Origin of the sequence: Streptomyces sp. NPDC051172 (assembly GCF_040682555.1) — a bacterium.
GTDB lineage: Bacteria > Actinomycetota > Actinomycetes > Streptomycetales > Streptomycetaceae > Streptomyces.
The window spans coordinates 22,232-45,388 of sequence record NZ_JBFBBE010000027.1; the positions used below are offsets into that span (position 1 = coordinate 22,232).

Consider the following 23,157-nt stretch of genomic DNA (forward strand, 5'->3'; position numbering starts at 1 on the left):
TGCACCTCCCGCGAACGTGGGGCCTGGCCGCGCGGCCAGGAAGAAGCAGGCACCGCCCTCGCGGCGGGCTCCGGCCGGGAGGGCGGGCGCTCGCCGAATGGCCACAACCGGGTGGCCTACGTCACCAGTCCCACCCACCCCTCCTACAGGCGTGATCAATCCGAAACCAATTCCGGGCTTGACCGAGACCCATCAACCCGGTGCGTGATTACGCTCGCGCTCATGGCCGACTCCTCTCCGTCCGCAATCGCCTCGGACCGCCGCCGCCCCGTCTACGTCATCGGCGGCGGCCCGGCCGGGCTCTCCGTCGCGTACGCGCTGCGGGCCCGGGGCATACGCGCCGTCGTCCTGGAGAAGTCCGACGCGGTGGGTGCGGCCTGGCGGCGGCACTACGACCGTCTCCACCTGCACACCACCCGCCGCCTCTCGGCCCTTCCCGGGCTGCCGATGCCGCGCCGGTTCGGGCGGTGGGTGGGCCGGGACGACGTGGTGCACTACCTGGAGAAGTACGCCGAGGTGCACGCACTGGAGATCGTCACCGGCGTCGAGGTCTCCCGCGTCGAGCGCACACCCGACGGCGAGGGCTGGCTGCTGCACGCCACGGGCGGCCGCGAACTGACCGGCGCCGCGGTCGTCGTCGCCACCGGCTACAACCACACGCCGTGCGTCCCCGACTGGCCCGGCCTCGACGCCTACACCGGCGAGTTCCTGCACGCCGGCGAGTACCGCAGCCCCGCCCCCTACGCCGGCCGTGACGTCCTCGTCGTCGGCGTCGGCAACACCGGTGCCGAGATCGCCGTGGACCTGGTGGAGGGCGGCGCCTCGCGGGTGCGGCTTTCGGTGCGGACGGCTCCGCACATCGTGCGCCGGTCGACCGCCGGCTGGGCCGCCCAGTACACGGGCGTGCTGGTACGGCGGCTGCCGACCGGGCTGGTCGACCGGCTCGCGCGGCCGATGGCGAAGCTGAGCGTCCCCGACCTCTCCGCGCAGGGGCTGCCCCGCCCCGACACCGGCCTGTACAGCCGGGTCAAGGAGGGCGCCATCCCGGTACAGGACGTCGGCCTCATCGACGCCGTCCGCAGAGGGCGGGTCGAGGTCGTCGCCGCCGTCGACGGCTTCGAGGACGGCAAGGTCGTCCTCGCCGACGGCACCCGCATCTCCCCGGAGGCCGTCGTCGCCGCCACCGGCTACGTCCGCGCCCTGGAAGGCCTGGTCGGCCACCTCGACGTGCTCGACGCGCGGGGCAGACCCGTGGCGCACGGCGCCCGCACCCCGCAGCACGCCCCCGGTCTGCACTTCACCGGCTTCACCACCCCCATCAGCGGCACCCTCCGCGAGGTGGCGATGGACTCCGAGAAGATCGCGAAGACCATCGTGAAGAACGGCGGGGACGCGCTGTCCCGTCTGCCCGGATGACATAGAAGCCCTCAACCCCCTGCAAAACCCTCAACTCCCTTCTCTCGGGCTCTCGTTACGCCTGAGTCAGATGTGACGGGAGCGTTGAAGCGTGCCGCCGCTCGGGGCCAGAATGTGAACACTGCTCACTTTCTGGCTCCACACTCTCTCCACACGGAGGATGCACGTGGCACGCGAAAGACAGCACCACCCGCAAGCCCTCTCCCGACGCTCCCTGCTCGGCGGTGCCGCCGCTGCGGCGGGCGCCGTCACCCTCACCACCACCGCCGCGGGCACCGCCTCCGCGGCATCCACCCGGGACGTGGACGTCGCGATCGTCGGCGGCGGTCTCGCCGGGCTGACCGCGGCCCGCGACCTGGTGGCCGGCGGCAAGACCGTCGCCGTCCTGGAGGCCCGCGACCGCGTGGGCGGCCGGGTGGTCAACCTGTCCCTGGCGGGCGGCGGTTTCTCCGAGGGCGGCGGCGAGTTCATCGGACCCACCCAGGACCGCATCAAGGCCCTCGCCGACTCCCTGGACGTGGCGACCTTCACCACCTACAACACCGGCAAGAACCTCCTCTACAAGGACGGCACCAGGACCCCGTACGCCACCGACGGCATCCTCGGCTCGGTCCCGCCCGTCGACGCGGTCGGCCTCGCCAACGCCGCGATCGTGCAGGCGTCGTTGGACGACATGGCCAAGCAGGTGCCGGTCGACGCGCCCTGGACGGCCGCGAAGGCCGCCGAGTGGGACAAGCAGACCTTCGAGAGCTGGCTGAACGCCAACGCGGTCATCCCGTCCGCCAAGTTCCTGCTGGACGTGGCCTGCACCTCGATCTTCTCCGCCCAGCCCCGGGAACTGTCCCTCCTCTTCGTGCTCTTCTACATCGCCGCCGCCGGCAACGAGTCCAACGCCGGCACCCTGGAGCGCCTCACCGACACCGCGAACGGCGCCCAGGAGTCCCGCTTCGTCGGCGGCTCCCAGCAGGTGCCGATCAAGCTGGCCGCCACACTCGGCGACCGGGTGGTGCTGAGCGCGCCGGTGCGGTCGGTCGCGCAGTCGGGCGGCAAGTACGTGGTGACCGCGGACGGGGTGACGGTGACGGCCCGGAAGGTCGTGGTCGCGGTACCGCCGCCGCTGGCCGCGCGCATCACCTTCGACCCGCTGCTGCCGGCCTCCCGGGACCAGTTGAGCCAGCGGCTGCCGATGGGCTCGATCGGCAAGGCGATCGCGGTCTACGACACCCCTTTCTGGCGGGCCGACGGCCTCAACGGCCAGGTCGTCAGCGACTCCGGCGTGGTCCGCTCGACGTTCGACAACTCACCGCCGGACGCCTCCTACGGCGCCCTGATGGGATTCATCGAGGCCGACGAGATGCGGGCGTACGACGCGTCGAGCGTCGCCGAGGTCAAGGCCGCCGTGCTCAAGGACTACGCCAACTACTTCGGCGACAAGGCCAAGTCGCCCACCTCCTTCGTGCTGCAGCGCTGGGACAACGAGGGCTTCTCCCGCGGCGGTCCGGTCGCCTATGCCCCGCCCGGCGTCCTGACCGAGTACGGGGCCGCCCTGCGGGCGCCGGTCGGCGGCATCCACTGGGCGGGCACCGAGACCTCCACGTACTGGAACGGGTACATGGACGGGGCCGTGCGGTCGGGGGAACGGGTGGCCAAGGAGGTCCTCGCGGAGCTGTGAGGGCCCCACCGGAATCGATCGGCTTCCCGTTCGACCTTGAGTGCCCGTTCAACTTTGCGTGCACGCCCGTTCCTGACATGGCGTCAGTTCAGTAATCTGACAGAGCGTCAGTTATTGGCTGTCTCTCAGAGGAGCGGGCGGACCGATGCTTGGATCAACCCACGGCACCCTCACCACCGACTCCCGCCGGGCCCGGGTCATCGCCTGTGGCGAGCAACCCGGGCCCGCCGTCCACGGCAGGCCCGCGGAAGTCGACGACCTCGACGTCAGCGGACTGCCCCTGTACGCCGACGTACCCGATCTGGACCGGTTCTTCCGGCCGGAATCCGTCGCCGTGATCGGCGCCTCGGACACCGAGGGGCGGCCCAACACCGGTATCACCCGGCAGCTGGTGGCCTGGGCCGAGCGGGTCGGGGCGCGACTGCACCCCGTCCATCCGAGCCGCCCGTCGGTCTTCGGCAAACCCTGCTCCCCTTCCGTCGCCGACCTGCCCGAGCAGGTCGATCTCGCCGTACTGCTGATCTCCGATCCCCTTCCGGTGCTCGAGGAGCTGGCCGAGGCCAAGGTGAAGTTCGCGGTGGTCTTCGCCTCCGGGTTCGCGGAGACCGGTGCGGAGGGTGCGGCCGCGCAGGAGCGTCTGGCGATGGCCGTACGGCGCTCCGGGATGCGGCTGCTCGGGCCCAACACCAACCTCAACGCCTTCGAGCGGTTCCGGGACGACCTCGACGGACCGGCCATCGCGCTCATCACCCAGTCCGGACACCAGGGCAGGCCCGTCTTCTCCCTCCAGGAACTCGGCATCCGGCTCTCCCACTGGGCACCCACCGGCAACGAGGCCGACCTGGAGACCGCCGACTTCATCTCCTACTTCGCCGAACGGCCCGAGGTGGGCGCCATCGCCTGCTACGTCGAGGGACTGAAGGACGGCCGGTCCTTCCTGCTCGCGGCCGACCGGGCCGCACGGCGCGGGGTGCCGGTCGTCGCCGTCAAGGTGGGCCGCACCGAGACCGGCGCCCGCACGGCCGCCTCACACACCGGCAAGCTGACCGGCGCGGACACGGTGGTGGACGCGGCGATGCGGCAGTTCGGCGTGATCCGGGTGGACGGGCTCGACGAACTCCAGGACACCGCCGCCCTGTTGGCGCGCGCCCGGCCGCCGCGCGCGGAGGGCGTCGTCGTGTATTCGATCTCGGGCGGCACGGGCGCGCACTTCGCCGACCTGGCGACCGAGGCGGGGCTGCGGCTGCCGGTCCTCTCCCAGGCCAAGCAGGCCGAACTGCACCAGTGGATACCGGACTACCTGAGCGTGGCCAACCCGGTCGACAACGGTGGGCATCCGGTCGGCGACCGGCGCGGCCGGAAGATCATCGACGCGATCCTGGACGACCCCGAGGTCGGCGTCCTGATCTGCCCGATCACCGGTCCCTTCCCTCCCCTCAGCGACAAGCTCGTCCAGGATCTGGTGGACGCCGCCGAGCGGACGGACAAGCTGGTCTGCGTCGTGTGGGGCTCCCCTGTCGGCACCGAGCCGGCCTACCGCGAGGTCCTTCTCGGCTCCTCCCGGGTGGCCACCTTCCGCACCGTCGCGAACTGCATCACCGCCGTCCGCGCCTACCTCGACCACCACCGCTTCATCACCGGCTACCGCTCCCCCTTCGACGAGGCCCCCCGCACCACCTCGCCCTCCTTCCGCAAGGCGCAGGCACTGATGCGCCCGGGCAGGCAGCTCAGCGAACACGCGGCGAAACAGCTGCTGAGGGCGTACGGAATCCGCGTACCGCGCGAGCAGTTGGTGACCAGCGCGGCAGCGGCCGTACGCGCGGCGGGCCAGGTGGGCTATCCGGTGGTGATGAAGGCCTCCGGCGGGCAGATCGCCCACAAGACCGAGCTGGGACTGGTCAAGATCGAGCTCACCTCCGCCAGCCAGGTCCGGGACGCCTACCGGGAGCTGACCGACATCGCGCGCTACGAGGGCGTGTCCCTGGACGGCGTGCTGGTCTGCCAGATGGTCGAGCGGGGCGTGGAGATGGTCGTCGGCGTCACGCACGACGAGCTGTTCGGGCCGACCGTGACCGTCGGGCTCGGCGGGGTGCTGGTGGAGGTGCTGCACGACGTAGCCGTGCGCGTGCCGCCCTTCGGTGAGGAGCAGGCCCGGGACATGCTCTGCGACCTGCGCGGGCGGGCTCTGCTCGACGGGGTCCGGGGGCGTCCCGCGGCCGACCTCGACGCGCTCGTCGAGGTCGTCCTGCGGGTGCAGCGCATGGCGCTGGAACTGGGGGACGACCTCGCGGAGCTCGACATCAACCCGCTGATGGTGCTGCCCAGGGGGCAGGGGGCCGTGGCACTGGACGCCCTGGCGGTGTGCCGCTGAGATGAACATACGTAATGAGATGAACATGCCTGATTCCCCCCGTACCGGTGCGAAGAGTTCCGAGCCGGAAATTTCCGCTGAGTCATTGGTACAGCACGCCACTGACAACCAGGTCTGCCGCATCACCCTCAACCGCCCCGAAGCCCTCAACGCCATCACTCCTGACCAGCGCGAACGCATCGTCCGACTGCTCGGCGACGCCTCCGCGGACCCGGCCGTACGAGCCGTCGTCATCACCGGAACCGGGCGTGGATTCTGTGCGGGAGCCGATCTGCGGGGCGGCTCGGGCGCCGGTGAGCGGGTCGCCGGCGACGTGGCCCGCGTTCTGCGCATGGGCGCCCAGCGCCTGATCGCCGCCGTGCTGGACTGCGAGAAGCCGGTGATCGCGGCGGTGAACGGCACGGCGGCCGGCCTCGGCGCCCATCTCGCGCTCGCCTGCGATCTCGTACTGGCCGCGGAGTCGGCCAGGTTCATCGAGGTGTTCGTACGGCGGGGGCTGGTCCCGGACGGCGGCGGGGCGTATCTCCTCCCCCGTCTGATCGGCCCGCACCGCGCCAAGGAGCTGATGTTCTTCGGCGACGCGCTGTCCCCGGCCGACGCCGAACGCCTGGGCCTGGTCAACCGGGTCGTCCCGGACGCCGACCTGGACAGGACGGCCCGCGAATGGGCGGAACGCCTCGCCACCGGCCCCACTCGCGCCCTCGCCCTCACCAAGCAGCTGGTCAACGCCTCCCTCGACACCGACCGGGCCACGGCCTTCGCCGCCGAGGCGGCCGCCCAGGAGATCAACATGACGAGCGAGGACGCCCAGGAAGGCGTACGGAGCTTCGTGGAGCGCAGAATCCCGGAGTACAAGGGCCGCTGACCTTCCCATCTGACGAGGCGTCAGCTTCAATGGAGGGGTGATGGGACACGCAGGGGCGGCCGCCGCCGCCGTCCGCTACCTCAGGTCGGCCGGCGCCCCGGCCCCCGTAGAAGCGCTGCCGCGCCCGGAGCTGCGGTGCGTGGGGGCGGACGAGCGGGCGCCGGTCGACCCGGCCGAGTTCCGCAGCGTCCTGGGCAACTTCGCGACGGGCGTCACCGTCATCACCGCACCGGCGGCCGACGACGAGGAGGGCCCCACCGGCCCCGCCGGCTTCGCCTGCCAGTCCTTCTCCTCCCTCTCCCTCGACCCGCCCCTGGTCGCCTTCATGGTCGGCCGTACGTCGACGACGTGGCCGCGCATCGCCCGCGCGGGCGTCTTCTGCGTCAACGTCCTGGGCGCCGGACAGGGCGAGTTGTGCCGGGGCTTCGCGGTGAGCGGCGCGGACAAGTTCGCGGGGGTCGCCTACGACGCGGCCCCGGTCTCCGGGGCACCGCGCCTGACCGGTGCGCCCGCGTGGATCGACTGCACCATCCACGCGGTGCACACGGGTGGCGACCACCTGATCGTGGTCGGCCGGGTGGACGCCCTCGGCACGGGCGAGGCCCCCGACGGACCGCTGATCTTCCATCAGGGGCGGTTCGGGCGGCTCGGCGGAAGCTGAGACCCGACGGGACTAGGCGGAGGATTCGGGGGTTACGGGGGAGGGTGGCAAGGGGTCGACCACGAAGGTTCCCAGCCCGACTTCGCCCCGCGTCCAGCCCTGTTGTCGCATGGCCTTCGCCGCCGTCGCGTTCACCACGCCGAACTCCTGCGCGATCTCCAGGGTGGACGGCACGCGGCTTCCCGGCGGATACATGCCGTCTTTGATGCGCCGGATGATCTCCGCTGCGATCTGCCGCCACAGCGGGCGACTGCGATCAAGGTCCATAGGCTCCAGTCTGGCGGCTCACGCGGCTCGGAGAGGGCCGACGGCCGACTCGGCTACGCAGGGATTTCGGGCGACGGCGGCAAAGGGTCGGAGACGAACCATCCCCGCTGAGGTACGGCGTACACCCAGCCCTCATCGGCCAGCAGACCAAGCGCCCGCCGGACGGTCGTCCGTGCGATCCCGTACCGCTGCACAAGCTGAGCCTCACTCTGCAGCATCCGCCCCGGCTGCCAGTCGCCGCGCTGAATCTGCGCACGCAGGATCTCGGCAAGTTGCCGGTACGGGGTCAGCGGAGCGCCATGATCAATCTCAGCGTCAGGATTCATGAAGTCGACGCTAAGCAAGTGGATTGATGTGCGCTCTTCGAGATACGTCTCGCATCAAGTCGATACAAGTCGATGCCATGGGACGTCATGAAAACGCCCCGGCGGGAAGGATGAGAGCTTCCATGCCGAGGCTGAGCCGACTGAACAGGAGTCGACCTATGCGCAGCCTACTGGCCGCGATCCTGAGCCTCTTCCTGCCTCCGCGCGGAGCGCACCGCGCCGCTGCAGCACCATCTTCCACATCCTGTCCGCCCCTTCCAGCCCGCAGTCCCATGCCCGTACGCCGGTCGCTCCCGTACCTGACGGACGTCGTCGCCGCCGACGGCCAGCCCCTGGTCCGTCCCTACGTCGTCGAATGGGAACGCGAGCGTGACCAACACGAATGGCGCTGCTTCCCCTGGGAGGCCGCCGTATGAACGCACGGCATCCCCGTAGCCTCGGCGTCGATCCGGCCACCGGCAAGGAGGCGTTCGTGATTGCGCGCCCCGGTGGTCTTCTTGAGGCGCTGGCCGACGATCGCGCCCTGGAGAGCGCCGCCGTCCTGGCGGCGGTCGTCGGTGCCGTATTGGAGGCGGGCAAGGCGTCGGACACCGAACTCGCCGCCCTCGTGCCGCCGTTGCACGCGGCGCTCGTTGAATGCGTCGACATGATGGCGTCGGACAGGGAGTGACGGCCTAGAGGCATCCACCCAAGGACGCACGACAGCACGGCGGGTGTCCAGGCCTCGACCTGGGCACCCGGCAAGCACGTGCCCTTCCCTTCAAGCCGGTTCAGGCCACGGCCGGCACGGGAACCGTCGGCCTCCGCCGGATCACCAGCGCCATCAGCGCAGCCACGGCGCACAGCGCGCCGGAGGCGTACCAGACCATGTCGTACGAGCCGAAGACGTCACGCGCGACGCCCCCGAGGAAGGCCACGAGTGCGGCGCCGACCTGGTGGGAGGCGAGGACCCAGCCGAAGACGATGGCGCTGTCGTCGCCGTACTGCTCCCGGCACAGGGCGACGGTCGGCGGGACGGTGGCGACCCAGTCGAGGCCGTAGAAGACGATGAAGAACAGCATCGGGGGGTGTACCGACGGGGCCAGGAGCATCGGCAGGAAGAGCAGCGAGATGCCGCGCAGGGCGTAGTAGACCGCCAGCAGCCGGCGCGGTTCGAAGCGGTCCGTGAACCAGCCGGAGGCGATCGTGCCGACCACGTCGAACACACCGATGACCGCGAGCAGCGAGGCCGCCGCCGTGACGGGCATGCCGTGGTCGTGGGCGGCGGGCACGAAGTGGGTCTGGATCAGCCCGTTGGTGGAGGCGCCGCAGATCGCGAAGGTGCCGGCCAGCAGCCAGAAGGTGCCGGTGCGGGACGCCGAGAACAGGACGTTCACGGCCCGGCGGGCGGCCCCCACCGCGGGCTCCGGCTTCGGCACGAACTCCTTCGCGCCGTACGGCTTCACGCCCACGTCCGCCGGGTGGTCGCGCAGCAGCAGCCAGACGAAGGGGACGACCGCGAGGGCGGCGAGGGCCACCGTGACGGCCGCCGGACGCCAGTTGTGGTGCTGGACGATCCAGGACAGCAGCGGCAGGAAGATCAGCTGGCCGGAGGCCGAGGCGGCGGTGAGGACGCCCGTGACCAGGCCACGGCGCTCGGTGAACCAGCGGTTGGTCACGGTCGCGGCGAAAGCAAGCGCCATCGACCCGGACCCCAGACCCACCAGCAGACCCCAGCACAGCAGCAGCTGCCAGGCGGCGGTCATCCACACCGTCAGGCCCGAGCCGAGCGCGATCACGGTCAGGGCGAGGGCCACGACCTTGCGGATGCCGAAGCGGTCCATCAGCGCCGCCGCGAACGGGGCGGTGAGGCCGTACAGCGCGAGGTTGACGGAGACCGCGGCCCCGATCGTGCCGCGTGACCAGCCGAACTCCTGGTGCAGCGGGTCGATGAGCAGGCCGGGAAGCGAGCGGAAGGCGGCCGCACCGATGATCGTCACGAAGGTGACGGCGGCGACGAACCACGCCCGGTGGATGCGGGTGCGAGGGGATCGCCCGGACTCGGGAGCCGTTTCGACTGCTGTGGGTTCGGTTGTCTGGGTCACGACATAGAGGATCCAGGCCGGAACCGAGCGCATCCACTGGCCCGAAGGACAGCATTCGCTAGGATCGGGCCATGAGCAGTGACCCGGCTGACCCGGAGTTCCGTCCGCACCGCGTGGTCGTCCTGGCCCTCGACGGCCTGCTCCCCTTCGAGCTGGGCATCCCGCACCGCATCTTCGGGCGCCCCAAGGACGCCCGTGGGCGCCATCTGTACGAGGTCGTGACCTGCTCGATCCGGCCACCGGGCCCGGTGGAGACCGACGCCGACTTCACCATCCAGATCGAGAACGGCCCTCAGGCCCTGGCCACCGCCGACACGGTCGTCGTCCCGGCGTCGTACGAACTCGGCCCGGTCTTCGAGGAGGGCGTCCTCACCGACGAGCTGGCCGCCGCGCTCGCCCACATCCGGCCCGGCACCCGGCTCGCCTCCATCTGCACCGGCGTGTTCGTGCTCGCCGCGGCCGGCTACCTCGACGGCCGCCCCGCGACCACGCACTGGGCGGAGACCGACCAGCTGCAACGCCTCTTCCCGAAGATCGACGTCGACCCGAACGTGCTGTTCATCGACGACGGCGACATCCTGACCTCGGCCGGCGTCGCGGCCGGCATCGACCTGTGCCTGCACATGGTGCGCCGTGACCACGGCACCGCCGTCGCCAACGAGATCGCCCGCCTTACGGTCGTACCCCCGCACCGCGACGGCGGCCAGGCGCAGTACATCCAACGCCCGCTCCCCGAGCCCCAGTTGGCGACCACGACGGCTGCCCGCGCCTGGGCCCTGGGCCGCCTGCACGAGCCGATCCAGCTCCGCGACATGGCCGCGCAGGAGTCCATGTCGGTACGCACCTTCACCCGCCGCTTCCGCGAGGAGGCCGGCGTCAGCCCCGGCCAGTGGCTCACCCAGCAGCGCGTGGAGCGCGCCCGACACCTCCTGGAGTCGACCGGCCTGTCCGTCGACCAGGTGGCCCAGCAGTCAGGCTTCGGCACGGCCCAGTCGATGCGACAGCACCTACAGACACTCCTGGGGGTCACACCCACCGCGTATCGCCGTACTTTCCGTGCCGGGGAGGGCCGCGAGAGGTCTACCGGCAGCGGTCCCGGGCATTACGGCGGTGTCGGCGCCGTGAGGTGACCGCCGGGCGCGGCGGACCTCGCCCCACCAGCCGATCGCGGTGAGCACCAGGGTCAGGGCCACACCGCAGAGGATCGCCGTGGAGGGCGCCGCCACCCGCAGCAGGGCTCCGGCGAGAGAGCCGGTGACCGCATAACCCGCGCCCGAAGCCGCATACATGACCGAGTAACCGGCCGCCTGGGCGCCGGGCGGAAGCGCCTCGCGCAGCGACAGCGTGCGGACGAGCAGCACCGCCGACTGGAGCATGCCGCCGACGACCAGCGCGACCGCGATCCCCGCCGGGTCCGGTATCAGCGCGACGAGCGTCACGCAGATCATCACCGCCACCATCAGCACGGCGCTGCGGGTGCGCAGCAGCCCCGGCCAGGCGCGCAGGCCGTGCAGAAAGGCGCCGAGCCCGCCGCCCACCGCCAGTCCGGTCAGCATCGGCCCGGACCAGCCGACGCCCGTACCCCGCTGTTGCAGGAGAGCGGGCAGGACGAGCTCGGCGAGACCGAGCAGGGCGAGACCGGCCGCGCCCGTGACGAACAGCGGCCAGGCACCGGCCAGCAGCCGGAGTGGGGACTTGCCCGCCCGCCCCTCGCCGTCCTCCTCCCCTGTGTTCTGTGCGTCCCAGCCGGCCGGCAGCAGGCACAGACCCGCGACCGACGACGCCATCAGGGCGGCCGCGAGCAGCAACGGGGCGCGCGGTGCGACACCGAGGGCGAGGCCGGTGACGGCGGACGGGGAGACGGCCCATACGCCCGACACCAGCATCGACTCGGCGGACAGCGCCTGCGACGCGGCCCGTTCGGGAACCAGGCCGGTGAGCAGCGCTCGTAGTCCCCCGGCCGCGGCGGCCGGCGCTGCACCGGCGAGGAACGCCAACGCGCCGAGAACCACGGGCTGCGTGTCGGGAAGCACCCCGATTCCCGCGAAACTGCCCGCTCCGACGCCGAGCCCCACCGCCAGTTGAGGGCGGGCACGTTCGGGGCGCAACCGCATGCCGAGGAGAGGCGCGCCGATGATCTCGCCGAGCACATAGACCGCGGCGACGGCCGCGCCCAGCGCATACCCTCCAGGGCGTCCGCGTACCAGGAAGACCAGGGCGAGCGGCGCCATCGCCACCGGCATACGGGCGCCGACGGACGTGCAGGCCCAGACCAGGACCTTTTTGGAGGCGACATCGCGGTAGCTCATGCGAAGACGGTAGGGGGCGAGACTGACAGTGACCCATCGGATTTCCACGGGCCTGTGGACAACCCGGCGCCGGCTGCCCCGCGTCAGAAAGTGAGCACCCCCCTGGCCACCCGCCCCGCCTCCGCGTCCGCCTTCGCCTTCTCGAAGTCCTCGATCGGGTAGGTCTCGGTCACCAGTTCGTCCAGCAGCAGCCGTCCTTCGCGGTACAGGTCGGCGTAGAGCGCGATGTCCCGCTGCGGGCGCGAAGAGCCGTACCGGCAGCCCAGGATGGACTTGTCCAGGTACATGGAGGAGACGAGGAACGAGGCCTCCGCGGTCGCCGCGGGCACGCCCAGCAGGACCGCCTGGCCGTGCCGGTCGAGCAGGTCGATCGCCTGCCGGATCAGTTCCACCCGCCCGACGCACTCGAAGGCGTGGTCGGCTCCCGTGGGCAGGATCTCCTTCACCGCCTGCGTCGACGTCAGGAAGTGCGTCGCCCCGAACTGCCGGGCCACCGCCTCCTTCGCCGGGTTCGCGTCGACGGCGACGATCCGCAGTGCGCCCGCGATCCGCGCGCCCTGGATGACGTTGAGTCCGATGCCGCCGGTGCCGATGACGAGCACGCTGTCCCCACGGTCGACCCTCGCCCGATTGAGCACGGCGCCCACCCCGGTCAGCACCCCGCATCCGATCAGTGCGGCGGCCGGCAGGGGGATGTCCTTGGGAATCCGGACCGCCTGCACCGCCTTCACCACGGTCCGCTCCGCGAACGCCGAGTTGGAGGCGAACTGGTGGACCGGCCGCCCGCCCTGCACGAACGGCTGCCCCGGACGCCCGATCGCCTGCCGGCACATCGTCGGCCGCCCCCGGTCGCACTCCGCGCACGTACCGCAGTTGGCCAGCGTGGACAGCGCGACATGATCACCCACTCTCACATGCGTGACCCCGGCACCGACGGCCTCCACCACCCCCGCCCCCTCATGCCCGAGCACCACAGGAACGGGGAAAGGTATGGTCCCGTCCACCACAGACAGATCGCTGTGGCACAACCCGGCTGCCGAGATAGCGACCTGCACCTCCCCCGGCCCCGGCTCCCGAACCTCCAGGTCGTCCACGACCTCGAGCCGCTTGCCGTCGAACACCACACCGCGCATCAGAAGACCCCCTTGGGCTCCCTGGGCAGGCCGAGCACACGCTCGGCGATGATCGTGCGCTGGACCTGGTCCGAACCGCCGTAGATCGTGTCGGCCCGGGAGAACAGGAACAGCTGCTGCAACGAGTCGAGTTCGTACGGCGCCGCAGGCGACCAGTCCACCGGCCCGACCCCCGCCGCGGCCCCGCGCACCTGCATCGCCAGCTCCCCGAGCCGCTGATGCCAGCCGCCCCACAACAACTTGGCCACGCTGGACGCCCCGGCATCCCCGGCACCCCCCAGCGTCCGCAGCGCGTTCCACCGCATGGCCCGCAGCTCGGCCCACTGCCGCACCAGCCGCTCCCGTACGACGGGATCGGTGACCGCCCCCGTCTCCACGGCGGCCCGCACCACCCGCCCCAGCTCCCCGGCGAACCCGATCTGCTGGGCCAGCGTGGAAACCCCCCGCTCGAACCCGAGCAGACTCATCGCGACCTTCCACCCGCCCCCATCGCCCCCGACGACGTGCTCCACGCGCGCGCGTGCCCCGTCGAAGAAGACCTCGTTGAAGTCGCTGGTCCCGGTCAGCTGCCGAATGGGCCGCACCTCGATCCGCCCCGGCTGGTCCATGGGGACGAGGAGGAACGTCAGCCCATGGTGCCGACGGGACCCGGGTTCCGTCCGGGCCAGCACAAAGCACCAGTCGGCCTCGTGCGCCAGCGAGGTCCAGATCTTCTGCCCGCTGATCCGGTACCCCGCCCCGTCCCGTACGGCCGCGGTCCGAACCCCCGCCAGATCGGACCCGGCACCGGGCTCGCTGTACCCCTGGCACCACAACTCGTCACCGGCGGCAACGGGAGGAAGAAAACGGCTCTTCTGGTCCGGCGTCCCGTGCGCGAGAAGGGTGGGGGCCAGCAACTTCTCCCCAATATGCCCCGACCGCGGCGGAGCTCCAGACCGCGCGTACTCCTCGGCCCAGACGACTTGCTGGGTGAGCGTGGCAGTCCGATTGCCGTACCTGGCTTCCGTCCACCCGAGCCCGATCCAGCCGGCCTTCCCGAGAGTGCGCTCCCAAGCACGACGGTCCTGCCAGGCCTCGGCGTGCCCCGACAGCCACGCCTTCGCCTCCAAACGAAACGCCTCATCCTCGCCACTGAACCCAAAGTCCACTGGGGGTCTCCTCTCACCGCCCGGTCAGCATGAGCTCCCTAGGGGCGCGGGGCTGTGTCGATTTGCGGCTCCGCCGCGTGGGCGCGACAAGCCACAAACAACCCGCGCCCGCCAAACCACAAGGCCCCCGAGCTCTTAGGCGTTAGGCCTGTCACCGCGTGCCGCCGCCTTTTCCATCGCGTCCAACCGCAAGAGCATCGGCATCGGATCCACCCCCACCGTCCCCGGCAGGAACTCCGCAATCCGCTCCGGAGTCCAGGAACCCTCGGCATACGCCGAGCGAAGCTCACGCGGCTGAGCCCAAACCGCCAGCTTCGGCCCCGCAATCGTGTACACCTGCCCGGTGATCCCCTGCTCCTTCGCCCGGTCGGACAGCAGATACACCACCAGGGCAGCCACATCCTCCGGCTCCCCGATCTCCGTCAGCTCCATGGGAACGTTCGCCGACATCCGCGTACGGGCAACAGGCGCCACCGCATTGGCACTCACCCCGTACTTGTTCAAGCCCAGCGCAGCGCTCCGCACCAGCGAGATGATCCCGCCCTTCGCCGCGCTGTAGTTCGCCTGCGAGACCGACCCCTGGTGATTGCCGCTGGTGAACCCGATCAGGGTTCCCGCCCGCTGCACCCGCATCACCGCCGAGGCCGCCCGGAACACCGTGAACGTACCCTTCAGATGGGTGGCCACGACCGGGTCCCACTCCTCCTCGGACATGTTGAACAGCATCCGTTCACGCAGGATCCCGGCAACGCACACCACCCCGTCGAGCCGCCCGTACGTCGAGACCGCGACGTCGACCACCCGCTGCCCGCCGGCCATCGTGGACACGTCGTCGGCCACCGCTACGGCCTCCCCGCCCGCCGCCTCGATCTCCTTGACGACACCCTCGGCGACCTCGCTGGTGGGCGAGGCCCCGTCGACGGCGACCCCGTAGTCGTTGACGACGACCTTCGCCCCCTCGGCCGCCGCGGCCAGCGCCACCGCACGGCCGATGCCCCGTCCGGCGCCCGTCACGGCGACGACCTTGCCTGCCAAGAAGTTCCCCACGTCCGGCCCCTTCCCGCGGTTTCTGACGGACCGTTAGATTTTATGACCCGTCAGATACCTGGAGACAAGCCCCGGGGAGAGCCGATGTCGATGCCCGCGGAGTTCTTCGAGATCGCCAAGCGCGTGAACAACTGGGGCCGTTGGGGCGCCGACGACGAGATCGGCACCCTCAACCTGATCACCGACGAGGTCGTACGCCAGGCCGCCGCGACCGTCCGCACGGGCCGCCGCATCCCCCTCGCGCTGCCCCTGCAGCAGGACGGCGTGCAGACCGGCATGATCCCGGGCCGGGTCAATCCGCTGCACGCGATGGTGCAGATCAACCAGGAGCTGTTCGGCCCGGGGTCGGTGGCGTGCAGCGACGACGCCGTGACCATGGGCTTGCAGGCCGCCACCCACTGGGATGCGCTGCCCCATGTCTCGCACTCGGGCCGGCTCTACAACGGCCGCCCCGCCGGCACCGTCACCGCGCACGGCGGCGCCGAGTTCAGCGGCATCGACAAGGCGCGGCACATCGTCTCGCGCGGGGTGCTGCTGGATGTGGCACGCGCGCGTGGCGTCGACCGGCTGGAGGGCGGGCACGCGGTCACCCCCGAAGACCTGGAGGCCGCCGAGGAAATGGCCGGTACGCGCGTGTGTGCCGGCGACATCGTGCTCGTACGCACCGGGCAGATCCAGGTCTGCCTCGCCGGGGACAGTCACGCGTACGGCTATCCCTCCCCGGGACTGTCGATCCGCACCCCGGAGTGGTTCCACACGCGCGATGTCGCCGCCGTCGCGAACGACACCCTCACATTCGAGATCTTCCCGCCCGAGATCGAGGACCTGTGGCTGCCCGTGCACGCGCTCGACCTGGTGGAGATGGGAATGCTGCAGGGCCAGAACTGGAATCTCGAAGAGTTGTCCACAGCCTGTGGAGAAGCGGGCGGGTACACGTTCCTGCTGTCGGCGATGCCCGAGCCCTTCGTCGGTGCGACGGGCACTCCGGTGGCCCCCGTCGCCATTCTGTGAGGTTCGTCGACCGGCGGCGCGGTGCTCCCGCCCCGAGCACGGCACCACGCGCCGCCGACCGACTCCGGCGCACCCGCCCCGGCTCCCCTTGGCCCCGAGGAAGCCGACGCCGAATCACGATCCACACTCGTCGAGGGCTCCCGTCACCGAAGCCCTCGTCGTCCCCTCGCGGCGAATCGCTGACCACAAGCGTGATCAAACGGACACGATGCGTCAACACCCGTAAGGGGATTTATTACTTAAGCCCAATTTGTCGCGGGCGCGCACGGAAGCACATCCCGGCGCATCGCTTCAGCCGGCCAGGAGCATGAGAGCGGTTTCTGCGACCGTGCACCGGAGCTGACGGACCTTCCGCACCCGTGCGCTGGTCACACCGCCTCGAACGCCAGCCCCTCGTACGCCGTTGCGCCGCCGACGCAGGCCTGTGCGGTCTGCCGGGTCTGTGCGCAGCGGTCGAGTTCGCACCAGATGCGCTTGCCCGCACCCTCGGGGCTCCAGCCCCAGCGGTCGGCGAGACCGTCGACGAGGGCGAGGCCACGACCGCCGGTCGCGTCACCGTCGGCACACCGGGGCACGGGGGCCCGGTCGCTGGTGTCGGCCACCTCGAGGCGGACGGTGGCCGATTCGGCGGCCACGCCGGGCAGGGAGAGCCGGAGCACGGCCGGACAGCCGGTGTGCACAACGGCGTTGGTCACCAGTTCGGAGACGAGCAGGATCAACGTCTCGGCGAGCGGCTCGTCGGCCTCTATCCCGGACCCGGCGAGGCGGGAACGCGCCCACCTCCGGGCTCGCCCCACCTCAGCGGGGTCGGGCCGGACTTCCAGCTGCACCTGAAGCACCTGCACCGCTCACACCATCCGAACCGGCGGACACATGACCTCGCGCCACGCGCGCGCCGCAACGAGGGCCACGATCGTAGCCATTTTCTGCATGACCAGAACAATGGCCAGTGCAGAGCCCAGAGCAAGGGTCACGGAACGTGAATCCCTTAAGAGACAGCATGGTTGACGTACAGTCACGCCAACAAGCGCTTCGGGCATATTCCAGCGCGAAGGAGTACCCGTGCGGCATACTGTGCGACGCTCATTGCGGGGACTCGAACAGGCCTGTTCCGGCATCACCCCGGGGGCAACACCGGTACGGCTCATGCTCGCAGCCTCTCGCATCCCACAGAAGGTACCGGAGCGGGACGCCGACTCCAGGACGTGACGGGTCACGCGTAGGACACAACCCGATATCAACGCTCCGTAATTCCGGTATGCCACAATCCGCGACAACTGCGAGCGCGACCTCCGTGACATCCCAGGCCGGCGCCGTTCAGGTCACCAGATCGGCCGCGAGCAGTTCCTCACTCTCCGTGACGCCGCCGCCACGTTGCGCCCGCACCCATGTCCGCTTCAGATGCAGATGCACCTCGGAGTCCCAGGTGAAGCCCAGGCCGCCGTGCACCTGGAGGCAGTCGCGGGCGCCGCGCACGGCGGCCTCGTCGGCGAGCAGCCGGGCCGCTGCGATGTCGCTGCGGTCGGCGGTGACGGCGGCCGCGTAGACCGCGGCGCGGGCCACTTCGGCGCGCACCAGCATCTGCGCACAGAGATGCTTGACCGCCTGGAAGGCCCCGATCGGCTGCCCGAACTGCTCACGCGTCCGGGCGTGTTGCACGGCCAACTCGCACACACGCGTGGCCGTGCCGAGCTGCTCGGCGGCGGTGAGGAGGTCTGCGACGGGGTCCGGGGCTGCCGGTGCGGGCACTCGGTGCAGCGGCGTCAACGGGTCCACCGACCGCAGCGGTACGGCTCCCTCGGCGCCCGGCCGTACGACGTCCGCCTCGTCCAGCCACTCCACGGTCCGGCCGTTCGCAGCGGCCACGACAACTTCCCCGGTGGCGGCCCCGGGTACCTCGCCGGCCGCCAGATGCGTGGCCACGAGCGGCCCGGGCACCAGCGCCCGCCCGGCTTCCTCGAACGCCAACACGGCCTCTGACAGCCCGAGTCCGGCCCCTCCGTCCACTTCGGACAGTCGTAGAGAGAAAAAGCCCAGCTCTCCGAGAGTGCGCCACAGGACCCGGTCGAGACGGGGCTGGCAAGCGCCGGGTCCTGCACCGCCGTACCCACGACCGATCACACCCCGCACGACGTCCCGCAAAGCCCGCTGCTCAACGGTCAATTGGAACCGCACCGCTCACCGCCCCTTCGGCAACCCGAGGATCCGCTCGGCCACGATGTTCTGCTGAATCTGCGAGGTCCCGGCAGCGATGGTGTACGACAGCGACGACAGCCGGTCGAGCGTCCAGGGTCGGTCCAGGTCCAGGGCATCCGCCCCCAGAACCGCGGCAGCGGCGTCGTACAACTCCTGCCGCGCATGCGAATACCGCAGTTTGAAAACCGAACCCCCGACTCCCGGGACCCCGGAACCGCCCTCCGCCTCGCTCACGTTCCACTGGATCAGCCGCCACAGCCCCCGGAACTCCGCATTCAGCCTCCCCAGGCGCCGCCGGAGCAGGGGGTCGTCCCAGCGGCCGCGCCTCCGCGCCTCCGCGGCGAGTTCGCCCAGCACCCGCCGGCAGGCGACCACCTCTCCCACGAACGCCGTACCGCGCTCGAACGACAGCGTCACCATGGTCACGCGCCAGCCGTCGTTCTCGTCCCCGACCCGGTTCGCGACCGGCACCCGTACGTCGTCGAGGAACACCTCCGCGAACTCGGCCGACCCGGCGAGGGTCCGCAGCGGTCGTACGGTGATGCCCGGCAAGGACATGGGCATGGCCAGCCAGGTGATCCCGCGATGCTTCGGCGCCGCCGGATCCGTACGGACCAACAGCTCGCACCAGTCGGCCACTTCGGCGTGCGAGGTCCAGATCTTGGACCCGGTCACCACATAGTCGTCGCCGTCCCTACGCGCGCGCGTGCGCAGCGACGCGAGGTCGGACCCGGCGTCCGGTTCGCTGAAGCCCTGGCACCAGACCTCCTCGCCGCGCAGGATCGGCGGCAGCCAGCGCGCCCGCTGCCCGTCGGTCCCCTCAGCGGCGACGGTCGGCCCGGCGTGCAGCAGTCCGACGAAGTTCGCGCCCACATAGGGGGCGCCGGCCTTCTCGGTCTCCTCCAGGAAGATCAGCCGGGTGGTCGGGGAGGCGTCCCAGTGGACGTCGGCGTACCCGGCGTCGTACAGCATCCGCTGCCAGCCGAGGTCGTACGCCCTGCGCCCCGGCCAGTCGTCCGGGGAGGGCTTCGCGGGCAGCGTCGGCAGCACCTTGCCGAGCCACTCCCGCAGCCCCGCCCGGAACTCCTCCTCCTCGGGCGTGTACGAAAGATCCATCAGCGGTCGAAGTCCAGGTCCAGCATGCGGATCGCGTTGCCCCGCATCAGCTTGTAGACGGTCTCGTCGTCGAGGCCCTTCACATGGTCGAGGGCGACCTCCTTGGTGTGCGGGAAGGTCGAGTCGACGTGCGGATAGTCCGTCTCGAAGGTGGCGTTGTCCCGGCCGACCACGTCCAGCGACGCGACCCCGTGCTTGTCGCGGAAGAAGCAGCAGAACATCTGCCGGTAGTAGTACGTCGACGGCGGCTCCGGGACCAGGTCGCGCACCCCGCCCCAGGCGCGGTGTTCCTCCCAGACGTCGTCGGCGCGCTCCAGGGCGTACGGGATCCAGCCCATCTGCCCTTCGGAGTAGGCGAGTTTGAGGGTCGGGAACTTCACCAGGACCCCGCTGAACAGGTAGTCCATCATCGAGGCCATGGCGTTGTTGAAGCTCAGCGAGGCCTGTACGGCGGGGGGTGCGTCAGGGGAGGCGGCCGGCATCTGGGAGCTGCTGCCGATGTGCATGTTGACGACCGTCCCGGTCTCCTGGCAGACCGCGAAGAACGGGTCCCAGTAGCCGGAGTGGATGGAGGGCAGGCCCAGGTAGGTGGGGATCTCGGAGAAGGTCACCGCCTTCACCCCGCGTGCGGCGTTGCGCCGGATCTCCGCGACCGCCAGCTCCACGTCCCACAGCGGGATCAAACACAGGGGGATGAGCCGGCCGCCGCTGTCGCCGCACCACTCCTCGACCATCCAGTCGTTGTAGGCGCGCACACAGGCCAGCGCGACCTCCTTGTCGTGCGCCTCGGCGAAGGTCTGCCCGCAGAAGCGCGGGAAGGACGGGAAGCAGAGGCTGGCCTCGACGTGGTTGAGGTCCATGTCCTCCAGCCGGGCCTTGGGGTCCCAGCAGCCGCGCCGCATCTCCTCCCGGGTGATGCCCTCCAGGGTCATCTCGTCGCGGTCGAAGCCGACGGCGGCGATGTTCCGCTTGTACGGGAACTTCAGGTCCTCGTAGATCCACCAGTCGGTCGGCTGGCCCTCCGGGTCCATCGTGATCCGGTACTTCCCGCCGACGTAGGCGAGCTCGCCGATCCCGGCGGTGAGGGCCTGCGGGCCCCGGTCGCGGTACTTCTCCGGAAGCCAGGTCTCGAAGAGGTGGGCGGGCTCGATCACGTGGTCGTCGACGCTGATGATGCGGGGCAGTTCGGTCATGGGTCCCCCACTGGGCACTCAGTTATCTGATGGGCCGTCAGATTCGCTTCATCGAGCAGGCTAGCCGCGCACCCCTGGACCGACAAGGCGCCGAGCCCTACGCTCTGCGCACCATCTGACTGACCGTCAGTTCAGCATCAGCTCCGTGTCAGCTCCACGAGGGGGCCGCCGTGAACGACACCGCCCACGCACTGAGCGCATCCCGCACCCTCTGGGACCTGGTCGCCCGACGCGCCGACCTCACCCCCGACCGGCCGGTCCTGCTCCAGGACGACCGCTCGCTGAGTTTCGGCGAGCTACGCGCGCGTGCCGAGCGGGTCGCGGCCGGTCTGTACGACATGGGCGTACGTCCCGGCACCGTGGTCGCCTGGCAGCTGCCCACCCGGATCGAGACCGCCCTGCTGTCCTTCGCGCTGGCCCGCCTGGGTGCCGTACAGACTCCGGTCATCCCGTTCTACCGGGACCGCGAGGTCGGCTTCGCGCTGCGGGAGTCGAAGGCCGAGTTCTTCGCCGTACCCGGTGAGTGGCGGGGCTTCGACCACACCGGGATGGCGCGGCGGCTCGGCGCGAAGGGGGTCTTCGAGGCGTACGACGTGCTGCCGGACGGCGATCCGGGGGTGCTGCCCCCGCCGCCCTCCGACGGCACCTCGGTGCGCTGGATCTACTGGACCTCGGGTACGACCTCCGACCCCAAGGGCGTGTTGCACACGGACCGTTCGCTGATAGCGGGCGGCTCCTGTCTCGCGCACGCGCTGCGGCTCTCGGCGGAAGACGTGGGCTCGATGGCCTTCCCGTACGCCCATATCGCCGGGCCCGACTACACGGTGATGCTGCTGCTGTACGGCTTCCCGGCGGTGATGTTCGAGCAGTTCGCGCTGCCGGACGCCCTGGAGGGATACCGCAGGCACGGGGTGACCGTGGCGGGCGGGTCGACGGCGTTCTACTCGATGTTCCTGGCCGAGCAGCGCAAGCAGCCGGGTGTGAAGGTCATTCCCTCGCTACGGCTGCTCGCGGGCGGCGGGGCGCCGAAGCCGCCGGAGGTGTACCACTCCGTCGTACGGGAGATGGGGGTGCAGCTCACCCACGGGTACGGCATGACCGAGGTGCCGATGATCACCATGGGGGCGCCGGACGACACCGTGGAGAACCTGGCGACGACGGAGGGGCGGCCGCCGGAGGGGATGGAGATACGGATCGTGGACGGGGAGGTGCGGCTGCGCGGGGAGGCCGTGTGCCAGGGCTATCTGGATCCGGCGCAGACGGCGGAGGCCTTCGACGGGGAGGGGTTTCTGCGCACCGGTGACCTGGGGTTCGTGACGGACAGCGGGCATCTCGTCCTCACCGGGCGGCTCAAGGACGTGATCATCCGCAAGGGCGAGAACATCTCGGCGAAGGAGATCGAGGACCTGCTGGCCGCCCACCCGGCGGTCGGGGACGTCGCGGTGATCGGGCTGCCGGACGCCGAGCGCGGGGAGCGCGTGTGCGCAGTGATCGAGGTGGGGGCACGGCCCGAGGGCGCCGCTGGGCTGACCCTGGACGCGGTGACGTCGTACCTGCGCGCGGAAGGGCTGTCGGTGCACAAACTGCCGGAGCAGCTGGAGGTGGTGGACGCCCTGCCGCGTAACGAGACCCTGCGGAAGGTGCTCAAGTACCAGCTGCGGGAGCGCTACGGGCGGGGCGCCGACCAGCGGCAGGGGCCTACTCGGGGACGGTGAAGTAGCGGGCGAACGCCGGGACGATCTCCGCCTCGCCGACCTTGCCGTCGCCGTCGGTGTCGAGCGCGGCGGCGACGGCGTGGACGAGGCTCTCGTCGACGCCCAGGATCCTCAGCACGCGAGCGGTGTCCTCGACGGTGGCGGCCCCGTCGCCGTCGGTGTCGGCGAGGTCGAGGGCCGCATGCAGGAAGGGGCGGGCGATCTCGGCGAACCGTTCGGGGTTGTCGCGCAGGCGCTTGACCGCGCCGTTCACGAACTCCTCGCGGTCGATGCGCTGGTCGCCGTCCCGGTCCGCTATGCCGGCCATGCCCTGCCAGAACGCCTCGGCTCCGCCGTACAGTGCCTGGCCCTTGTCGGAGCGGGCCGCCACGGCGAACTCGGCGAGCAGCGCCTTGGCCGCTGAGCTGAAGTCCTCGCGGTCGATGAAGCCGTTGCCGTCCTGGTCGAAGGTGGCGAACCGGGCGGCGATCCTGCGCTCGTACTCGCTGCTGACCATGTCTTTCGGGCCGCCTTACGTCATCTCGGGTGCATCTCGTCGGAGCGTACGACGCGGGAGACCGTCCGGGCGCGGGAAAGCGGCGCTTGTGCCAAGACCGGGGGAATTTCGGGACAACTGTGTGGCACATG

The 23,157-nt window shown here is 70.7% G+C and carries 21 protein-coding genes and 1 pseudogene; 10 read left to right on the plus strand and 12 right to left on the minus strand.

The genetic code is table 11. The annotated features are described in order from the left end of the window. The first annotated feature begins 222 nt into the window (after positions 1-222). From AB0N07_RS18400 to AB0N07_RS18420, 5 genes are all read left to right on the plus strand, one after another. On the plus strand, positions 223-1,416 hold the full coding sequence (locus tag AB0N07_RS18400) for an NAD(P)/FAD-dependent oxidoreductase (protein ID WP_365836144.1): 1,194 nt from the start codon (positions 223-225) through the stop codon (positions 1,414-1,416). A 160-nt stretch (positions 1,417-1,576) separates the two neighbouring features. Beyond that, positions 1,577-3,088 carry an FAD-dependent oxidoreductase gene (locus AB0N07_RS18405; RefSeq protein WP_365836146.1) on the plus strand — a complete coding sequence of 504 codons (1,512 nt, stop codon included), beginning with the start codon at positions 1,577-1,579 and terminating at the stop codon, positions 3,086-3,088. A 145-nt stretch (positions 3,089-3,233) separates the two neighbouring features. Beyond that, on the plus strand, positions 3,234-5,459 hold the full coding sequence (locus tag AB0N07_RS18410) for an acetate--CoA ligase family protein (protein WP_365836148.1): 2,226 nt from the start codon (positions 3,234-3,236) through the stop codon (positions 5,457-5,459). A 25-nt stretch (positions 5,460-5,484) separates the two neighbouring features. Then, a complete protein-coding gene (locus AB0N07_RS18415; RefSeq protein WP_365836150.1) occupies positions 5,485-6,324 on the plus strand; it encodes an enoyl-CoA hydratase-related protein in 840 nt (279 codons plus the stop codon). Positions 6,325-6,364: 40 nt separating this feature from the next. After that, positions 6,365-6,985 carry a flavin reductase family protein gene (locus AB0N07_RS18420; protein ID WP_365836152.1) on the plus strand — a complete coding sequence of 207 codons (621 nt, stop codon included), beginning with the start codon at positions 6,365-6,367 and terminating at the stop codon, positions 6,983-6,985. A gap of 12 nt (positions 6,986-6,997) precedes the next feature. Here the strand turns inward: AB0N07_RS18420 and AB0N07_RS18425 are convergent, their stop codons facing one another. Both AB0N07_RS18425 and AB0N07_RS18430 read right to left on the minus strand, forming a co-directional pair. Further along, positions 6,998-7,252: a GntR family transcriptional regulator gene (locus AB0N07_RS18425; protein WP_365836154.1), complete on the minus strand. Its 255-nt coding sequence runs from the start codon at positions 7,250-7,252 to the stop codon at positions 6,998-7,000. A 53-nt stretch (positions 7,253-7,305) separates the two neighbouring features. Beyond that, entirely contained in the window at positions 7,306-7,578 is a 273-nt protein-coding gene (locus AB0N07_RS18430; RefSeq protein WP_365836156.1) for a GntR family transcriptional regulator, read from the minus strand. 272 nt (positions 7,579-7,850) lie between these two features. Between AB0N07_RS18430 and AB0N07_RS18435 the strand changes: the two genes are divergently transcribed. Both AB0N07_RS18435 and AB0N07_RS18440 read left to right on the plus strand, forming a co-directional pair. Further along, positions 7,851-7,994: a hypothetical protein gene (locus AB0N07_RS18435; protein ID WP_365836158.1), complete on the plus strand. Its 144-nt coding sequence runs from the start codon at positions 7,851-7,853 to the stop codon at positions 7,992-7,994. Further along, on the plus strand, positions 7,991-8,248 hold the full coding sequence (locus tag AB0N07_RS18440; protein WP_365836160.1) for a hypothetical protein: 258 nt from the start codon (positions 7,991-7,993) through the stop codon (positions 8,246-8,248). Before AB0N07_RS18435 ends, AB0N07_RS18440 begins: the two co-directional genes overlap by 4 nt. A gap of 100 nt (positions 8,249-8,348) precedes the next feature. On the opposite strand, the gene AB0N07_RS18445 is transcribed toward AB0N07_RS18440, so the two are convergent. Then, positions 8,349-9,662: an MFS transporter gene (locus tag AB0N07_RS18445; protein WP_365836162.1), complete on the minus strand. Its 1,314-nt coding sequence runs from the start codon at positions 9,660-9,662 to the stop codon at positions 8,349-8,351. A gap of 71 nt (positions 9,663-9,733) precedes the next feature. Between AB0N07_RS18445 and AB0N07_RS18450 the strand changes: the two genes are divergently transcribed. After that, entirely contained in the window at positions 9,734-10,792 is a 1,059-nt protein-coding gene (locus tag AB0N07_RS18450) for a helix-turn-helix domain-containing protein (protein WP_365836164.1), read from the plus strand. 12 nt (positions 10,793-10,804) lie between these two features. Here AB0N07_RS18450 and AB0N07_RS18455 read toward each other — a convergent pair. The 4 genes and pseudogenes from AB0N07_RS18455 to AB0N07_RS18470 form a co-directional block, all read right to left on the minus strand. Further along, positions 10,805-11,971, minus strand: a pseudogene (locus AB0N07_RS18455) (MFS transporter); the annotation flags it as partial. An 83-nt stretch (positions 11,972-12,054) separates the two neighbouring features. After that, positions 12,055-13,104 carry a Zn-dependent alcohol dehydrogenase gene (locus AB0N07_RS18460; protein WP_365836166.1) on the minus strand — a complete coding sequence of 350 codons (1,050 nt, stop codon included), beginning with the start codon at positions 13,102-13,104 and terminating at the stop codon, positions 12,055-12,057. Then, positions 13,104-14,252 carry an acyl-CoA dehydrogenase family protein gene (locus tag AB0N07_RS18465; RefSeq protein WP_365836168.1) on the minus strand — a complete coding sequence of 383 codons (1,149 nt, stop codon included), beginning with the start codon at positions 14,250-14,252 and terminating at the stop codon, positions 13,104-13,106. The genes AB0N07_RS18460 and AB0N07_RS18465 overlap by 1 nt, the downstream gene beginning before the upstream one ends. Positions 14,253-14,387: 135 nt before the next feature. Next, positions 14,388-15,299, minus strand: coding sequence for an SDR family oxidoreductase (locus AB0N07_RS18470; protein WP_365836170.1), 912 nt, complete (start codon positions 15,297-15,299; stop codon positions 14,388-14,390). Positions 15,300-15,383: 84 nt separating this feature from the next. Here AB0N07_RS18470 and AB0N07_RS18475 point away from each other — a divergent pair, with 84 nt between their 5' ends. Beyond that, positions 15,384-16,310, plus strand: a complete 927-nt coding sequence (locus tag AB0N07_RS18475; protein WP_365836172.1) for a cyclase family protein — start codon at positions 15,384-15,386, stop codon at positions 16,308-16,310. A gap of 368 nt (positions 16,311-16,678) precedes the next feature. On the opposite strand, the gene AB0N07_RS18480 is transcribed toward AB0N07_RS18475, so the two are convergent. The 4 genes from AB0N07_RS18480 to AB0N07_RS18495 all read right to left on the minus strand — a co-directional run bounded on the left by AB0N07_RS18480 (position 16,679) and on the right by AB0N07_RS18495 (position 20,815). Then, positions 16,679-17,140 (minus strand): ATP-binding protein, encoded by a 462-nt coding sequence (locus AB0N07_RS18480; protein ID WP_365836287.1) that lies wholly within the window; start codon positions 17,138-17,140, stop codon positions 16,679-16,681. Between the two features lie 487 nt (positions 17,141-17,627). Then, complete coding sequence (locus AB0N07_RS18485) at positions 17,628-18,485, minus strand: acyl-CoA dehydrogenase (RefSeq protein ID WP_365836174.1); 858 nt, start codon at positions 18,483-18,485, stop codon at positions 17,628-17,630. Between the two features lie 3 nt (positions 18,486-18,488). Then, positions 18,489-19,622: an acyl-CoA dehydrogenase family protein gene (locus AB0N07_RS18490; protein ID WP_365836176.1), complete on the minus strand. Its 1,134-nt coding sequence runs from the start codon at positions 19,620-19,622 to the stop codon at positions 18,489-18,491. After that, positions 19,622-20,815, minus strand: coding sequence for an amidohydrolase family protein (locus AB0N07_RS18495; protein ID WP_365836178.1), 1,194 nt, complete (start codon positions 20,813-20,815; stop codon positions 19,622-19,624). The genes AB0N07_RS18490 and AB0N07_RS18495 overlap by 1 nt, the downstream gene beginning before the upstream one ends. Before the next feature lie 170 nt (positions 20,816-20,985). Here AB0N07_RS18495 and AB0N07_RS18500 point away from each other — a divergent pair, with 170 nt between their 5' ends. Next, positions 20,986-22,530 (plus strand): AMP-binding protein, encoded by a 1,545-nt coding sequence (locus tag AB0N07_RS18500; protein WP_365836180.1) that lies wholly within the window; start codon positions 20,986-20,988, stop codon positions 22,528-22,530. Here AB0N07_RS18500 and AB0N07_RS18505 read toward each other — a convergent pair. Then, the gene (locus tag AB0N07_RS18505) at positions 22,514-23,026 is read right to left on the minus strand and encodes an EF-hand domain-containing protein (protein ID WP_365836182.1); all 513 of its coding nucleotides are present in this window, start codon (positions 23,024-23,026) and stop codon (positions 22,514-22,516) included. The two genes, AB0N07_RS18500 and AB0N07_RS18505, sit on opposite strands and share 17 nt — an antisense overlap. Positions 23,027-23,157: the final 131 nt, after the last annotated feature.

Bases quoted from the DNA above. Each gene is read 5' to 3' on its own strand.
- AB0N07_RS18400 (WP_365836144.1), top strand. From the start codon at position 223: ATGGCCGACTCCTCTCCGTCCGCAATCGCCTCGGACCGCCGCCGCCCC.
- AB0N07_RS18405 (WP_365836146.1), top strand. From the start codon at position 1,577: ATGCACGTGGCACGCGAAAGACAGCACCACCCGCAAGCCCTCTCCCGA.
- AB0N07_RS18410 (WP_365836148.1), top strand. From the start codon at position 3,234: ATGCTTGGATCAACCCACGGCACCCTCACCACCGACTCCCGCCGGGCC.
- AB0N07_RS18415 (WP_365836150.1), top strand. From the start codon at position 5,485: ATGCCTGATTCCCCCCGTACCGGTGCGAAGAGTTCCGAGCCGGAAATT.
- AB0N07_RS18420 (WP_365836152.1), top strand. From the start codon at position 6,365: ATGGGACACGCAGGGGCGGCCGCCGCCGCCGTCCGCTACCTCAGGTCG.
- AB0N07_RS18425 (WP_365836154.1), bottom strand. From the start codon at position 7,252: ATGGACCTTGATCGCAGTCGCCCGCTGTGGCGGCAGATCGCAGCGGAG.
- AB0N07_RS18430 (WP_365836156.1), bottom strand. From the start codon at position 7,578: ATGAATCCTGACGCTGAGATTGATCATGGCGCTCCGCTGACCCCGTAC.
- AB0N07_RS18435 (WP_365836158.1), top strand. From the start codon at position 7,851: ATGCCCGTACGCCGGTCGCTCCCGTACCTGACGGACGTCGTCGCCGCC.
- AB0N07_RS18440 (WP_365836160.1), top strand. From the start codon at position 7,991: ATGAACGCACGGCATCCCCGTAGCCTCGGCGTCGATCCGGCCACCGGC.
- AB0N07_RS18450 (WP_365836164.1), top strand. From the start codon at position 9,734: ATGAGCAGTGACCCGGCTGACCCGGAGTTCCGTCCGCACCGCGTGGTC.
- AB0N07_RS18460 (WP_365836166.1), bottom strand. From the start codon at position 13,104: ATGCGCGGTGTGGTGTTCGACGGCAAGCGGCTCGAGGTCGTGGACGAC.
- AB0N07_RS18475 (WP_365836172.1), top strand. From the start codon at position 15,384: ATGTCGATGCCCGCGGAGTTCTTCGAGATCGCCAAGCGCGTGAACAAC.
- AB0N07_RS18490 (WP_365836176.1), bottom strand. From the start codon at position 19,622: ATGGATCTTTCGTACACGCCCGAGGAGGAGGAGTTCCGGGCGGGGCTG.
- AB0N07_RS18495 (WP_365836178.1), bottom strand. From the start codon at position 20,815: ATGACCGAACTGCCCCGCATCATCAGCGTCGACGACCACGTGATCGAG.
- AB0N07_RS18505 (WP_365836182.1), bottom strand. From the start codon at position 23,026: ATGGTCAGCAGCGAGTACGAGCGCAGGATCGCCGCCCGGTTCGCCACC.